Origin of the sequence: Marinobacter sp., assembly GCF_041690615.1 — a bacterium.
Taxonomy (GTDB): domain Bacteria; phylum Pseudomonadota; class Gammaproteobacteria; order Pseudomonadales; family Oleiphilaceae; genus Marinobacter.
In genome coordinates this window covers 126,989-142,436 of record NZ_JAWLGY010000001.1, presented here as the reverse complement: position 1 = coordinate 142,436, position 15,448 = coordinate 126,989, and the positions used below count along the sequence as shown (strand labels likewise).

Sequence of the window (15,448 nt, the reverse complement as noted above, 5' to 3'; positions counted from 1 at the left end):
TACCTCTGGATTCGTTCTGGTTGTGATTCGGTCGCTACCCCGGAAAGACAGGGCCGCCGGTAAAAGGTTCACCCGGGATTATGTCCCAGGCCTGCTTCCGGTATCCAGTCGCGCTGGCGTTACCGTGCTGACAGGATGCCAAAAACGCAAAAGCCCGCACAGGGCGGGCTTCCGGAAACACTGTCAGGAAGACAGCAATCAGTTCAGGCCGGAGATGTAGCTGGCTACGGCCTCGATCTCCTCGTCGGTCAGCCTGGATGCGATATCCGTCATGATCTGCGACTGATATCCGCCACGCTCACCGTCACGGTAGTCCTGCAGCGTCTTCACCACATACTCTGCACTCTGCCCACCCAGGTGCGGGTAGCCCGCGGGCTCGTTACCCTTGCCCTGCGGGTTGTGGCACGCCGCGCAGGCAGCCACACCGGAGGCCAGGTTGCCACCGCGATACAGCGATTCGCCCTGGTCGACCAGCTCCGGATCAGCCTGCCCCAGGGGCATATCTTCCTGATTGAAGTAGGCTGCCAGGTCCTCCAGGTCCTGATCGGACTTGCCGTCCAGCTGGCCGGTCATCTCGGGGATCTCGCGATCGCCATCCCGGATAGCCAGCAACTGGTTATAGAGGTAGGTCTCCCCCAGCCCGGCGATTTTCGGGTAAACACCCATTACCGGAGCGGTACCTGCCTCTCCATGACAGGCCGCGCATGCAGCGGCCTGGGACTCACCAGCTTCAGGATCTCCCGCGCCATGGGCCGTCATTGAGAGGCCCACGCCGAGAACTACACCTGCGATCAGTTTCTTCATGCTCGCTCCGCTTATCTCTCATCAGAAACGTTATTCTTTGTGACGCTGGCAGAACTGGAAAAGCCACGACTATCGGGCCATTGGCAGTAGTAACCTGCGCACTGTCCGGAAATTGGTGTAGCATTATACATTAAGGAGCCAACGAATAAATGCCATGGGCCTGTCCCAGGTCAACCCGCTGCCCCTCGGCTTTCATCCGGCCCGACAAACCGACATCCTCGCCATTCAGGAATACTCTGTGACACCCGAAGCACCCAAACCGATTTCTTTCAACAGCGCCCGCTTTCTGGTCAGTGCTGCCCGGCTGCAGGACTGCCCGCCGGATGCCGGTCGGGAGGTTGCCTTTGCCGGTCGATCCAATGCCGGCAAGTCCAGCGCCATCAACTGCATTACCACCAATGGCAAGCTGGCCCGCACCAGCAAGACCCCGGGGCGCACCCGGCTGATCAACTTCTTTTCCCTGAACCGGGAGAACTGCCGGCTGGTGGACCTGCCCGGCTATGGTTATGCCAGGGTCTCCCGGGACATGAAGGATGACTGGCAACAGCACCTGAGCCACTATCTCACCGAGAGGCGCAGCCTGGCGGGACTGGTACTGGTGATGGACATTCGCCACCCGCTCACCGACTTTGACCAGATGATGGTGGAATGGTGCGAACATAACAACCTGCCGCTGATGATTCTTGCCACCAAGGCTGACAAACTGAAGTTCGGTCAGGCGAAAACCGCCATGCTGGGTATCCGCAAGGCCCTGAAGGACAATCAGTGCCTGAAGCACCTGATCATGTTCTCGGCCACCAGCAAGACGGGACTGGAAGAGTGCCGCAAGGGGCTGACAGACTGGCTTGAACCCGGGCAGGATGACTGAACACCCGGCATAAAAAAACCCGACCGGTTATCCCGGCCGGGAATCGTCAGGGTTTGCGACGTACTGAGACCTGAGTCTCACCGGCGAGTCCGTTGGCACCGGCATTGACTGTGATCAAACTTTCACCAGAAAGTTCCCTTTACCCGAGGAATTGGACATGACCGCAACCGTTGTTCCCCTGAACGAGAGCAAAAAGCAGATCCAGCTGACCGCCCGGGTACTGGCTGAGCAGAAACAGGCCTTCAGCCGCAACCCCCTGCCATCGCTGAGTGAGCGTCTGGATAACCTGCAACGCCTGAAGAAGGCTCTGCTGGCACACCAGGAACAGTTCTGCGAGGCCATCGACAAGGACTTCAACGGCCGCTCCAGGGACGAGACCCTGATCGCCGAGGTTATCCCGTCGGTGGAAGGCATCAACTACGCCATGAAGAACCTGAAGGGCTGGATGCAGCCAGAACGGCGCAACGTGTCCATGCTGTTCCAGCCGGCCAGCAACAAGGTGTATTACCAGCCCAAGGGCGTCGTTGGCATCATCGTGCCCTGGAACTATCCCCTGTACCTGGCCGTGGGGCCACTGGTCGCAGCGATGGCTGCGGGCAACCGGGCCATGATCAAGATGTCCGAGTTCACACCCTATACATCAGCCCTGCTGGCCCACCTGGTGGAGGCTACCTTCCCGCGGGACCTGGTGGCGGTCATCAACGGAGAGGCGGATGTCGCAGCGGATTTCTCGGCCAGCCCCTTTGACCACCTGCTGTTCACCGGTTCCACCACGGTGGGCCGGTTGGTCATGAAAGCCGCCTCGGAGAACCTGACCCCGGTCACCCTGGAACTCGGCGGCAAGTCGCCGGCCGTCATATCCGGCGACGTGCCCATGGGTGACGCGGCTGAACGCATCGCCTTCGGCAAGGCCCTCAATGCCGGTCAGACCTGCGTGGCACCGGATTACGTGCTGTGCCCCTCTGACCGCATCAATGCCTTTGTGGATGCGTTCCAGGATGCCATGGCGCGGATGTACCCCACCCTGCGGGACAACCCGGACTACACCGGCATTATCAACGAGCGCCAATACCAGCGCCTGCAGGAGTATCTCGCGGATGCCCGCAGCAAGGGCGCCCGGATCGTCGAGATCAACCCCGCCGGCGAGCATTTCGAGGATGGCTGCCGCAAGATGCCTGTCACCCTGGTGCTTGATCCCACCGAAGACATGAAAGTGATGCAGGACGAGATCTTCGGGCCGCTGCTGCCCGTCGTGGCCAGCAAGGGACTGGAAGATGCCATGGGGTTTATCAACCGTCGCCCGAGACCGCTGGCCCTGTACTACTTCGGCTATGACCGGGATGAGCAGAAGCGCCTGCTGGCGGGCACCCATTCCGGCGGGGTGTGCATCAACGACGCCCTTATGCACGTTGCCCAGGACGACCTGCCCTTCGGCGGCATTGGCGATTCAGGGATGGGGCACTACCACGGCAAGGAAGGCTTTCTGACCTTCTCCCACGCCCGGGCGGTGTTCAGCAAGCAGAAGATCAACAGTGGCAAGCTGATCTACCCGCCCCACGGTGGGACCTTGCACAAACTGGTCTATCGATTCTTTATTCGCTAGTGTAGTGCGTCGACTTGTTTGACGTATCACACCCCAATGACCAGCCCTGAGACGAGCGAGGAGTAACGCCAATGACAACGGTAATTTACCCGGGAACCTTTGACCCCATCACCAATGGCCATATCGATCTGGTGGAACGCGCCAGGCGCCTGTTTGATGAGGTGGTAATTGCCGTTGCCTTCAGCTCCAAGAAAAACCCCCTGTTCACGCTGGAGGAGCGGGTCAGGCTGGCGGAACAGTCCACGGCGCACTTGGACAACATCCGGGTAGTGGGCTTTGACAACCTGCTGGCCGATTTCGTCCGGCAGCAGAATGCCACCGTCCTGTTGCGGGGCCTGCGGGCGGTTTCCGATTTCGAGTATGAATTCCAGCTGGCAGACATGAACCGCCACCTGGCTCCGGAAGTGGAAAGCGTATTCCTGACCCCGTCCAACCACCTGTCGTACATCTCCTCATCCCTGATCCGGGAGATTGCCTCCCTTGGCGGCGATGTGTCCGAGTTTGTCACACCGACGGTGCAGGACGCCCTGAAGGCCAAGTTTGCCTGATAGCCCCTGCACAACCGTCTGGCAACGCCCAGAAAAAAGCCGGACCCCGCAAGGGCCCGGCTTTTCCGTATCACGATGACAGCACCACCTACATCTGCGGTGACAAACCACCACCCATGCCCGGTACAGGAAGGGGCATCTCGTTGCCATTGAGGTTGACCATCATATTGTTCAGCGAAGCCTCCATCACGTAGAAGTCGCCTTCTTCCACCAACAGCCCCTGGATCAGCAGCGGCATCAGCTCCTCACCCAGCTCCGGATAGCGATCCGCCAGGGCCCTGGGCAGCTTCACTGACATCTCGCCCTCGATGGTCCGGGCGATCATCATCAGCGGCACCGGCTCGCCATCTTCCTGCTCGGGATGGGAAATGGTCAGGCGACCGGTCACCGGACCTTCCGGTGAGCTCAGGTCCAGGTCAGCGTGGCTGGAGAGGCCATCAGCCATCATCGCCTCGATACTGCCGGTAAGCGCCATCGTTGCCTGCATCTGCTGCTCGAAAGCCTGCTGGGGGTCACTGGCAGAGCCGGCACTCATGGCCTGGAGTTCACTGACGGACTCAAGCAGGTTGTTCCAGGCTGCCACGCTGACGTCCGACAGACCAAATTCAAAGCGGTGCGGACCTTGGGCTTCGTCACCGTAGCTTACAGTTTCCAGGGTCAGGGACGTGGTTACACCGAACTGCTCAGCGGAGCTGTCTGCCTCGGAATTGCTGACCATCCTGATATCTTCCAGTACCAGCTCTGGCTCATCCCGGCTGGCGACCGATACCTTGTCCAGGGTTACCGTTGCATCACCGGTCCACAGCTTGCCGGTAAGCAGGCTCGCATGCTGGTCCAGGGTAAGGTTTTCCATGGACAGGCGCCCATCCGGCGCCCGAAGCACCAGCCCGGGCAACTGCATTTTTGCATCCAGGGTTTCGCCGTTATCACTGATGTTCAGGGTGGCGTAGCTTGCGGAGACGTTGAGGGACTCACCGCTGCTGTCGTCGATGTAGTCGATGGCTGGCACATTCAGCTCCACCAGCGAAGAACCCCAGGCGCTGGTGGTGACGGTAACGGTGGGCTTCTCGTCAGGAAAAACCGCTTCCATGCCGGCATCGTCGGCGAAATCAAATTCGAAATCGATGGTGCTGCTGGTAACACCATGGGAGATATCGCCGGTCCAGCCCACCGGATAGCGTTCGCCGGTATCCGGGTCAACGGCAAACAGCTGGCCGCGGGCCTCGGAACCCAGGTAGCCCCGCTCGTAGACGTCGGTCTCCATCACGAAATAAGGCTGAGAGGCGTTGAACTGTTCAGTGGCAGACTGCCAGTGCTGTTCCGTCAGCTTTCCCACGGCCCATGGGGCAGAAACCGCTGCCACCACGACCAAGCCGCCGGCAATGATCCATACTTTTTTCATGTCCTTGCTCCAACTCAGGGAGTCAGTGGAGCGTTACCACGCAACACCCTGACTTCCCTGTCTACTGATCCTGCCCGCGCTTTCCCGGGAACCCCCACAACCATACCGGGGAACTGGCAAAAGGACGGGCGACGAGACCGGCGTCGATCACTTGGCAGTCAGCCGCTCCAGCAGGACCAGCTGGGATGCAAAGCGCTCTTCATCCGGTGCCGGCTGATTTTGCAGGTAACGGCCGTCGGGCTGCAAGACCCAGCTCTGACAGTTGTCACGTAAACAGGCATCAAGGTCATCTTTCAGCCGCGCAACCAGGTCCCTGTCCTCCACCGGGAACGCCACCTCAACCCGGTTCACCAGGTTGCGGACCATACCATCGGCGCTGGAGCAGTACACTTCCGGCTTGCCGTTATTGCCGAACCAGTAGACCCGGGTGTGCTCCAGGAAGCGCCCGACAATGGACCGGACCTGAATATTCTCGGACAAGCCTGGAACGCCGGGGCGCAGGCAGCAGATGCCCCGGATGATCAGATCGATCTTCACACCCGCCTGGGAGGCACGGTACAGGGCAAGCATGACGCCGGGATCGGTCAGGGCATTGAACTTGAAAATGATATGGCCCCTCTCCCCGTACTCGGCTTCCCGGTCGATCAGTTCGATTATACGCCGGTGCAGGGTAAAGGGCGCATGGAAGAGCTTCTTGATCTTCAGGGCCTTGCCCATGCCGGTAAGCTGCTGGAACAGCTTGTTGACGTCGTCCCCCAGGGCGTCGTCCGCGGACAGGAAGCTGTAGTCGGTATACAGCCGGGCGTTGCCGGCATGGTAGTTACCGGTGCCCAGGTGCACGTAACGCCTCAGGCGGCCCTCTTCCCGGCGGACAATCAGAATCATCTTGGCGTGGGTCTTGTACCCCACCACACCGTAGACCACTACCACGCCAGCTTCCTGCAGGCGACTGGCCAGCTCCAGGTTTTCGGCTTCGTCGAAACGGGCCCGCAACTCGATGACGGCGGTGACCTCCTTGCCCCGGCGGGCGGCGTCCATCAGCGCCTCAACAATCTCGGAATCGGCGCCGGTACGGTACAGAGTCTGGCGGATCGCGAGCACCTGGGGATCCTTGGCGGCCTGGCGCAGGAAGTCGATCACCGGCGTGAAGCTTTCGTAGGGGTGCAGCATCAGAATGGGCTGCTTGCGGATGGCGTCGAAGATCACTTCCTTGTTGCGAATCTGCTTCGGCAGCGCCGGAGAGAAACCCGGGTAGGTCAGGTCAGGCCGGTTCACCAGGCCACTGACCGCCATCAGCCGAGTCAGGTTCACCGGCCCGTGCACCTTGTAGAGGTCCCGCTCGGTGAGACCGAACTGGTGCAACAGGAACTGCACCAGCTCTTCCGGGCAGTTGTCTGCCACTTCCAGGCGCACACCGTCGCCGAAACGGCGGCTGAGCAGCTCGCCCCGCAGCGCCGAGGCCAGGTCTTCCAGGTCGTCTTCCAGCTCGAGGTCCGCATTCCGGGTCAGGCGAAACTGGTAGCAGCCCTTGACCTCCATGCCCGGGAACAGCTCATCCGCATGGGCGTGGATCATGGACGACAGGAACACCAGGTTGTCGCCCCCGTCGCAGACATCATCCGGCAGCCTCACCAGCCGGGGCAGTGAACGGGGCGCCGGCACGATGGCCATACCCGTCTCGCGGCCAAACGCATCCTTGCCATCAAGCTCGACAATAAAGTTAAGGCTCTTGTTAACCAGTCGCGGGAACGGGTGGGACGGGTCCAGCCCGATGGGATTGACCACCGGCAGTATCTCATCCTCGAAGTACTGGCGTACCCATTCAGTCTGCGCCGGGGTCCAGTCCCGGCGACGGACAAAATGGATATTCTGCTGTTCCATCTCCGGAATCAGCACCTTGTTGAGAATGTCGTACTGCTCGCTGATGTACTCATGGGCCACCTGACTGATTTCCGCCAGCACCTGCTCCGGCAGCATGCCGTCAGGCCCGACCATTTCGCGGCCGTATTTCATTTGCTGACGCAGGCCCGCAACACGGATCTCGAAGAATTCGTCCATGTTGGAACTGAAGATGCAGAGGAAGATCAGCCGGTTGACCAGCGGATGATGCTCATCCAGCGCCTGCTGCAGCACCCGGTAGTTGAACTGCAGGTGGCTGAGCTCCCGGTTGAAGTAGTTCTCCCGGGCGGTGAGGTCCAGCACTTGCTCGGGTACCTCCACGGGCTCGGGTACGGCTGCCACCTCGCCCACCTTGCTCACCTCCGGAACCGGATTCATGGCCATGTCAGACTCCTTTCAACAGGCGTGCCGCCCGTACCGCAAAATAAGTCAGAATTCCGTCCGCCCCGGCCCGGCGCATGGCCACCAGGCTTTCCATCATCACCTTGTCGCCATCCAGCCAGCCATTTTCAGCCGCCGCCATGTGCATGGCGTACTCACCACTGACCTGGTAGACAAAGGTAGGCACCTGCAACTCGGTTTTCACCCGGTGAACAATATCCAGGTAAGGCATGCCCGGCTTGATCATGACCATGTCGGCACCTTCAGCCAGGTCCATGGCCACCTCGTGCAACGCCTCATCACTGTTGGCGGGGTCCATCTGGTAGGTTTCCTTGCTGCCCTTGCCCAGGTTACCGGCAGAACCTACCGCATCCCGGAATGGGCCATAGTAGGACGAGGCATACTTGGCGGAATAGGCGAGGATGCGGGTGTTCACGTGGCCGGCCGCCTCGAGCGCATCACGGATCCCGGCTATGCGGCCATCCATCATATCCGAGGGCGCCACCATATCGGCGCCCGCATCGGCGTGGGACAGGGCCTGCTTCACCAGGGCTTCCACGGTGCGATCATTCAGCACATAACCGTTCTCATCGAGAATGCCGTCCTGGCCGTGGGTGGTAAAGGGGTCGAGAGCGACATCGGTAATCACACCCAGCTCCGGGAAACGACCCTTGAGCGCCCGCGTGGCACGCTGGGCCAGGCCTTCCGGGTCCCATGCACCAGAACCTTCCAGATCCTTTTTTTCAACCGGAACCACCGGGAACAGGGCCAACGCGGGAATGCCCAGCGCAACCACTTCCTCCGCGTGCTCAAGCAGGAGGTCGATGCTCAGACGCTCTACTCCCGGCATGGAGGGCACCGCTTCCCGCTGCCCTTCGCCTTCCAGCACAAAGACCGGGTAGATCAGGTTATCCGCGCTGAGCTGGTTCTCCCGCACCAGTCGGCGGGAAAAATCGTCCACACGGTTCCTGCGAAGGCGGGTCCTGGGATAACGGCGGTTCGGGAGTGAAAACACGGAATGCCTCCATAACTGGGTTGTTTAACCGTCTATCATACACGTCAGGATATTACCGGGGGATGAACCGGAACATAAGAGGGCATATCGCCGGGTCAGGGCAACACCCGGATCAGGCCAGAAAAACGGGAAACCCACCCTAAAGGGTGAGCTTCCCGACGGATCAGAGCACTGCGCTCAGGCGGTGTCCACAACCGGAACGCAGGGGGAGAGGTTTTAGGACAGGCTGCGGTTGTTGAAACCAACTTCCACCTTGCGGGGAACGTCTGCCCGGAAACTGGTGTCCACTTCCTGGATCTGGCCACCCTGGCTCAGGAAAGCCTGGATATCCGCCTCCAGCTGGGCCCGAATGCGCGCCCGTCCCGCGACTGAATGATTGTCTTCCGAGTCGTTCCAGCCGCCTGAGGACTCCAGGCTGTTTTCGTCGAATTCACTCATGGCTACTCTCCATCAGCGAAGACCCGGGGACCGTCAACGAAAACCCTTCGATTCCGGCCCCCTGTATTCAATGAAACGCGCACCGGCATGGCCGACTACCGTTTCCTGATCGGCGCCCGAGGCATTGCGTGCATGGGGGCCTTGGCGTCTTTATAATCGTCTTTGAATGACAGCGCTATCTTGTTGCAAAAGCTTTTTTGTAACTTTTTGTAACTCGCAGTTGCGTGCCCGAATGACCATATTTTTTTAAAACAAATACAAACAGATAAAACGATGAGGCTCGACATGAATGCCAAGCAGCCAAACACCCCCGAACCGTCTTTTGAGCCGGACCCCTGGCTGGCCCAGACCCATGAGGTGCTGAATCAGCCCCCGGCGCTGGAAAACTACAACCTGTTCCTGCAGGACCGGGCCCTGCAGGAGGCTGTCGAGCGGGAAGGTGCCGACTGGGCCCGGGCCGACCTGGAGGCCTTCGGTGAGCTGGCGGGACGCCGGGAAACCATCGAACTGGGGTTTCTCGCCAACGACAACAAGCCGACGTTTCATACCCATGACCGTTTCGGCCACCGCATTGACGAGGTCCGCTTCCACCCGGCCTATCACGAACTGATGCGCCTCGCCATGGAGCATGGACTGCACAGCAGCCCCTGGCAGCAGCCCGGCAAGGGTGCCCATGTCGCCCGCGCGGCCAGGTACTACCTCCATACCCAGGTGGAGGCGGCCCATGGTTGCCCCATCACCATGACCTTTGCCGCCATGCCATCCATCATGAAACAGCCTGAACTGGCCGAGGTCTGGGCACCGAAAATCCTTCACCGCGACTACGACCCCCGTAATGTGCCGGACAGCGAGAAGCAGTCGGTCACTATCGGCATGGCCATGACGGAGAAACAGGGCGGCAGCGACGTGCGGGCCAACACCACCCGCGCCCTGCCCACCGGCAAGGAAGGCCCCGGCCAGGCCTATGAACTGGTGGGGCACAAGTGGTTTGTGTCCGCGCCCATGTGCGACGCCTTTCTGGTACTGGCCCAGGCCCCCGGTGGACTATCCTGCTTCCTGATGCCCCGCTGGCTGCCGGATGGCAGCAAGAATCCGTGGCAGATCCAGCGCCTCAAGAACAAGATGGGGAATGTCGCCAATGCTTCCAGCGAGGCGGAACTCCGCGGCGCCCTCGGCTGGATGGTGGGCGAGGAAGGCCGTGGCGTTCCCACCATTATCGAGATGGTGGCCATGACCCGGTTCGACTGCATGATCGGCAGCTCCTCGGGCATGCGCCAGGCCACCGCCCAGGCGCTGCATCACTGCCATCATCGCAGTGCATTCGGCGCCCGGCTGAGCGAACAGCCCCTGATGCAGAATGTGCTGGCAGATCTGGCGGTTGAGAGCGAGGCAGCCATGGCCCTGACCATGCGCGTTGCCCGGGCCCTGGACGCACCTGACGACGAACAGGAGAAACTGTTCCTCCGGTTGGCCACCCCGGTGGGCAAGTACTGGATCTGCAAACGCACCCCCAACCAGGCCTATGAGGCCATGGAGTGCATCGGCGGCAGTGGGGTAATGGAAGACTGCATCATGCCCCGACTGTTCCGGGAGTCACCGGTCAACGCCATCTGGGAGGGCTCCGGCAATGTGCAGTGCCTTGACACCCTGCGGGCACTGCAGAAATCTCCGGAAAGCCTGGACGCATTCATGGCGGAAGTAAACCTGGCCCGTGGCAGCGACCAGCGCTTTGACGTTTTTGTCGACCAGCTGCAACAGGACTTCAGCGCAGCAGTACGCAACCCCCAGGCGATCGCCTTCCAGGCAAGGGACCTGGTGGACCGGCTGGCGGTGTCCCTGCAGGCCTCGTTGCTGATCCGCAACGCCCCGGCGCCGGTCGCCGATGCCTACTGCGGATCACGAATCGCCGGCCAGGGAATGCATAACATCGGCACCCTGCCCCCGGGCGTGGATGCCAAGGCCATTATCGAGAGAGCCACACCCCATGTCTGAGAAGTTCCGGCAGTTGCTGGCGGCGCGGGAAACCGCGCCTGCCACCATCACGCCCCATATCGGCATTGTGACCCTGCAATTTCAGCTTTATGGCATTGAGGACCTGAAGGCCAAGCGCAAGGCGTTCACCCCCATGCGCGCTGTCTGGGGCAAGGAACCGGACCTGGCGGTGGCCGAGACCGGCGATTTCGAGGCCCTGGACAGCGCCGTGTGGAGCGTGGTCGCCATCGGCGGCACGTCACAGCAACTGACCGCTCGCCTGGACCAGGTGGAGAAGGCCATCGAGCAACGCATTGACGCACCGGTTCTGGAGGTCCATCGCGAACTGCTGTAGGCAGGGATACCGGAGGGGCATTCATCGAGCAGGCGCTCGCTTGGCAATACGACGCGTGACGCCGTATACTACGCGGCCCTGACCACGGACTGGCAGCTCCCGTCGCAAGCGCCGGAGCCTGTCCCATACAGGGGTTTAGGACCGCAACCCCTGTTGATTGTTCCGCTGAATTCGCCGGGCATCAGGAACCGCCCCGGGGATCCCACTGATTGTGTGGCGCGTATGACCGGTAAGAAAAAGTCAGCCCAGGCGTCGGTAGAGGCCATGTACCGGGTATTCACCGTACCCGAGGCCCCCGAATCCACCCTGAGCCGGATCGACCAGAATATCTCGGGCAACCTTGCCGGTTTCCTGCAGGAGCATATTGTTGCGGTCGAGCGCGACCTCAGCGAGGTGGAGAAGAACTTTTCCGACTCTGCCATCCCCGAAAAGCCCATCTTTGTATCCGAGCAGGCCCAGTTCCTTCTCGACAAGCTGGTGGCCAACTCGGTTCACACCGCCTCCCCCAGCTTTATCGGGCACATGACCTCGGCACTACCCTATTTCATGCTGCCGCTGTCCAAGATCATGATCGCCCTGAACCAGAACCTGGTGAAGACCGAAACCTCCAAGGCCTTTACGCCCATGGAGCGCCAGGTGCTGGGCATGATTCACCGGCTGGTGTACCAGCAGGATGGGGCCTACTATCGCAAGTGGATGCACGATCCCCGCCATGCCCTGGGCGCCATGTGCTCCGGTGGCACCGTGGCCAACCTGACTGCCCTCTGGGTGGCCCGCAACCGGGCCTTTCCGGCTGAAGGCAGTTTCCGCGGCCTGCATCAGGAGGGGCTGTTCCGGGCGCTCAAATACTATGGCCACGAAGGTATCGCCATCCTGGTTTCCCGGCGGGGGCATTACTCCCTGCGCAAGGCCGCCGACGTGCTGGGCCTGGGCCGTGACGCCCTGATCCCCATCGACACCGATGACGAGAACCGCATCCAGATCGACGCCCTGCGGGACAAGTGCCTGGAACTGCAGCGCCAGAAGGTCAAGATCATGGCCATCTGCGGCATTGCGGGCACCACCGAGACCGGTAACGTTGACCCGCTGGATGCCATGTCGGACGTCGCCCGTGAGTTCGGCGCCCACTTCCACGTGGATGCTGCATGGGGCGGGCCAACCCTGTTTTCCCGCCAGCATTCGCACCTGATGCGGGGCATCGAAAAAGCCGATTCGGTTACCTTTGATGCCCACAAGCAACTTTATGTACCCATGGGCGTCGGCCTCGTCGTGTTCCGTGATCCCACCATGGCCAGTGCGGTGGAGCACCATGCCCAGTACATCATCCGGAAGGGGTCCCGGGACCTGGGCAGCACCACCCTGGAAGGCTCCCGCCCCGGTATGGCCATGCTGATCCACTCGGGCCTGAAGATCCTGGCGAGGGAAGGCTACGAGATACTGATCAACCAGGGTATCGAAAAGGCCCGCACCTTTGCGGACATGATCCGGGAGGAGCCGGACTTCGAGCTGGTCACTGAACCGGAACTGAACATTCTCACTTACCGCTATGCCCCCGCCCGGGTACAACAGGCCCTGGCTGCGGCAAGCCCGGAGCAGGCCGAGCGCATCAACATGAGCCTGAACCGGGTGACCAAGTTCATCCAGAAAACCCAGCGGGAGCGGGGCAAGGCATTTGTCTCCCGGACCCGGCTGGAGCCGGCCCGTTATGGCCATTTCCCATGCATCGTGTTCCGGGTGGTCCTGGCCAACCCGCTGACCACGAAGGAAATCCTCCACGATATCCTGGAAGAGCAGAAAGAGCTGGCTGGTGTGCCGGGGCTGAAGGATGAGATGGACATTCTTTATCAGCACACTGAGGCTGTACTGGGGAAGTCTGTCGCCAAGCGAGCCTGATCGACCTTCAATTGCAGCGACTATGCACACTTGTCAGGTGCTGAGCAGGCCACTCCGCTGCCCGAGGTCGGGTGGGTGAGGGTGGTTTTGGAGCAGGGCCATGGATGGCCCGGAGCAAGGCGGGCGCCAGGGACGGCCCCTGAATTGCGGCGGAAAAACCACCCTCACCTGCCCGGCCATGCTCAAGAACATGAAGACACGCCTTGAAGAAGATCAGTAAAGCGCCTCCTCGTCATCCAGCACGTCGTCCAGGATCTCCAGGAACATCTTGTCCGCCTCACTCCAGTTCTCGGGAATACGAACCGTGGTCGAGGCGCTAATCTCGTCAGCGATCAGCTGGTGAGCATCCGGCTTGCCACGGTGCTTGCGGGCCACCTCAACGCATTTTACCGCCACGGTAGGATCACTCAGTACCTTCTTGATAAAGACCCGCAGCTCGCCAATCACCTTCGCCTGACGGCTTTCATTTGCTGTGCTCATAGACATCTCCGGAAAAGTTCAGGGAAAGGACAGATAAGAGTATGCAGCATTCGCTGCCACCACGGCCAGCGGCAGCCTCGCTCACACCGGAAACTCCGGCAGGACTGCTGACTTGCAGCCTGCCGGGGACAGGATCAGATCATCAAGCCACGGATGGTGAAGTACAGGATAGCCGCCAGAATCGCGGACACGGGTACGGTAATGACCCAGGCCGCCGCGATACGGATCAGGTGGGAGCGCTTGACCAGCTCCTCACGGTAGATCTTCTTGAGGCGCTTGCGTTCCTTCTTGGACAGGGGAATGTCCTGCTTGTGCTTGCGCGCCTCTTTCAGCAGGGCTTCCATTTCCTCCACGGTGGCGTTGCGGAAATCATCCAGGAAGGGCTGCAGGCGTGCCCGCTCTTCTTCGTCGTGCCGATCCAGCATGGTGTGAATCTGGCTGGCGTAGCTGCGCTTGAGGTATTCCCGCAGGAAGCCCACACCGAACACCCCACCGATGGCGATATGGGTGGAGCTAACCGGCAGCCCCAGCTGGGAGGCCAGGATAACAGTCAGCGCTGCCGACAGGGCCACACAAAAGGCCCGGGTCTTGTCCAGCTCGGTAATCTCGGAACCCACCACCTTGATCACCCGGGGACCGAACAATAACAGACCCACGGACAGGCCCAGGGCCCCCACCATCATGACCCACAGGGGAATGGAGGCGTCGGAGACAATACTGGAAGCCGCCAGGGCATCATTGATCGCCGCAAGCGGGCCGATGGCGTTGGCCACATCATTGGCACCATGGGCAAAGCTCAACAGCCCCGCAGCGAAGATCAGCGGCCAGACAAACAGGGCGTTAACCCCGTCGGTGTTGTTCTCCATGGTGGCCGCTCGTCGGCTGACCCTTACCCGAACCAGAACGAACACCAGGGCCGCCACAACCAGGCCCACCAGCGTGGCCCCGAGAAAATCCACTGCAACGATCTTCTTGACGCCCTTGATCATCAGGTAGGTGCCAAAGGCCCAGGCCATGATCGCCACCAGCCAGGGGACAAACCGGCGGGCGCTGGCCACCAGATCCCCCTGGTACAGAATGGTTTTCTTGATGACGTAGAGGAAAAAAGCGGCGATCAGACCACCCAGGGCGGGCGAAATCACCCAGCTGGCGGCGATCTTGGCCATCACCGACCAGTCCGCAATGCCCCAGCCGCCGGCGGCGATCCCGGCACCCAGAACGCCCCCGACGATGGAATGTGTCGTGGAGACCGGTGCGCCCATCCAGGTCGCCAGGTTGAGCCACAGGGCGCCCGCCAGCAGGGCCGCAGTCATCAGCCAGACAAAGGTGTTCACGTCATCCAGCCGCTCGGGAGCGATGATCCCGCCCTTGATGGTGGAGACCACGTCGCCCCCTGCGACGATGGCTCCGGCGGCTTCGAACACCGCCGCAAGCAGGACCGCGGCAAACAGGGAGATGGCGCCGGACCCCACGGCCGGGCCCACGTTGTTGGCCACGTCATTGGCGCCGATATTGATGGCCATATAGCCCGCGATCACAGCCGCCGCAACCAGTAGCGGCTTGCCGGTCATGTCTCCACCGATCTGGGTGACCACCAGCCCGACGATTGCGAGGAAGATAAGGCTGATGCCAATGCGGTAACGTTCCGTCGTCTGGCTGGTCAGCACCTGGTCCATGAATCCGGATGATTTCGCCATAACGGGTTTCTCATGCAGCAAATGGGTGGGCGGCACTATAAAATTTCTGACATCAAATTGAAATAAACCACCCGCGATTTGTAGGCGAGTATAG

The 15,448-nt window shown here is 61.0% G+C and carries 13 protein-coding genes; 6 read left to right on the top strand and 7 right to left on the bottom strand.

Annotated features, from left to right (window positions below):
* Positions 1–198: 198 nt before the first annotated feature.
* Entirely contained in the window at positions 199–804 is a 606-nt protein-coding gene (locus ACESMZ_RS00610) for a c-type cytochrome (protein WP_372956166.1), read from the bottom strand.
* 154 nt (positions 805–958) lie between these two features.
* Here ACESMZ_RS00610 and yihA point away from each other — a divergent pair, with 154 nt between their 5' ends.
* From yihA to coaD, 3 genes are all read left to right on the top strand, one after another.
* A complete protein-coding gene (gene yihA, locus ACESMZ_RS00605; protein ID WP_372956165.1) occupies positions 959–1,672 on the top strand; it encodes a ribosome biogenesis GTP-binding protein YihA/YsxC in 714 nt (237 codons plus the stop codon).
* Between the two features lie 157 nt (positions 1,673–1,829).
* Positions 1,830–3,275 (top strand): coniferyl aldehyde dehydrogenase, encoded by a 1,446-nt coding sequence (locus tag ACESMZ_RS00600; protein ID WP_372956164.1) that lies wholly within the window; start codon positions 1,830–1,832, stop codon positions 3,273–3,275.
* A 71-nt stretch (positions 3,276–3,346) separates the two neighbouring features.
* Positions 3,347–3,823: a pantetheine-phosphate adenylyltransferase gene (gene coaD / locus ACESMZ_RS00595; protein WP_372956163.1), complete on the top strand. Its 477-nt coding sequence runs from the start codon at positions 3,347–3,349 to the stop codon at positions 3,821–3,823.
* A gap of 88 nt (positions 3,824–3,911) precedes the next feature.
* Here coaD and ACESMZ_RS00590 read toward each other — a convergent pair whose 3' ends face one another.
* From ACESMZ_RS00590 to ACESMZ_RS00575, 4 genes are all read right to left on the bottom strand, one after another.
* Positions 3,912–5,225, bottom strand: a complete 1,314-nt coding sequence (locus ACESMZ_RS00590) for a DUF945 family protein (RefSeq protein WP_372972066.1) — start codon at positions 5,223–5,225, stop codon at positions 3,912–3,914.
* 147 nt (positions 5,226–5,372) lie between these two features.
* A complete protein-coding gene (gene ppk1, locus ACESMZ_RS00585; RefSeq protein ID WP_372956264.1) occupies positions 5,373–7,502 on the bottom strand; it encodes a polyphosphate kinase 1 in 2,130 nt (709 codons plus the stop codon).
* A 7-nt stretch (positions 7,503–7,509) separates the two neighbouring features.
* On the bottom strand, positions 7,510–8,520 hold the full coding sequence (hemB, locus tag ACESMZ_RS00580) for a porphobilinogen synthase (protein ID WP_372956161.1): 1,011 nt from the start codon (positions 8,518–8,520) through the stop codon (positions 7,510–7,512).
* Positions 8,521–8,736: 216 nt separating this feature from the next.
* On the bottom strand, positions 8,737–8,958 hold the full coding sequence (locus ACESMZ_RS00575) for a hypothetical protein (RefSeq protein ID WP_372956160.1): 222 nt from the start codon (positions 8,956–8,958) through the stop codon (positions 8,737–8,739).
* A 285-nt stretch (positions 8,959–9,243) separates the two neighbouring features.
* Between ACESMZ_RS00575 and ACESMZ_RS00570 the strand changes: the two genes are divergently transcribed.
* From ACESMZ_RS00570 to panP, 3 genes are all read left to right on the top strand, one after another.
* Positions 9,244–10,950, top strand: a complete 1,707-nt coding sequence (locus ACESMZ_RS00570) for an isovaleryl-CoA dehydrogenase (RefSeq protein WP_372956159.1) — start codon at positions 9,244–9,246, stop codon at positions 10,948–10,950.
* Complete coding sequence (locus ACESMZ_RS00565; RefSeq protein ID WP_372956158.1) at positions 10,943–11,284, top strand: DUF503 domain-containing protein; 342 nt, start codon at positions 10,943–10,945, stop codon at positions 11,282–11,284. The genes ACESMZ_RS00570 and ACESMZ_RS00565 overlap by 8 nt, the downstream gene beginning before the upstream one ends.
* Positions 11,285–11,506: 222 nt before the next feature.
* Positions 11,507–13,177, top strand: a complete 1,671-nt coding sequence (gene panP, locus ACESMZ_RS00560) for a pyridoxal-dependent aspartate 1-decarboxylase PanP (protein WP_372956157.1) — start codon at positions 11,507–11,509, stop codon at positions 13,175–13,177.
* Between the two features lie 213 nt (positions 13,178–13,390).
* Here the strand turns inward: panP and ACESMZ_RS00555 are convergent, their stop codons facing one another.
* Together ACESMZ_RS00555 and ACESMZ_RS00550 are read right to left on the bottom strand one after the other, a co-directional pair.
* Complete coding sequence (locus tag ACESMZ_RS00555) at positions 13,391–13,657, bottom strand: hypothetical protein (protein WP_372956156.1); 267 nt, start codon at positions 13,655–13,657, stop codon at positions 13,391–13,393.
* Between the two features lie 134 nt (positions 13,658–13,791).
* Positions 13,792–15,354 carry an inorganic phosphate transporter gene (locus ACESMZ_RS00550; RefSeq protein WP_372956155.1) on the bottom strand — a complete coding sequence of 521 codons (1,563 nt, stop codon included), beginning with the start codon at positions 15,352–15,354 and terminating at the stop codon, positions 13,792–13,794.
* Positions 15,355–15,448 lie beyond the last annotated feature (94 nt).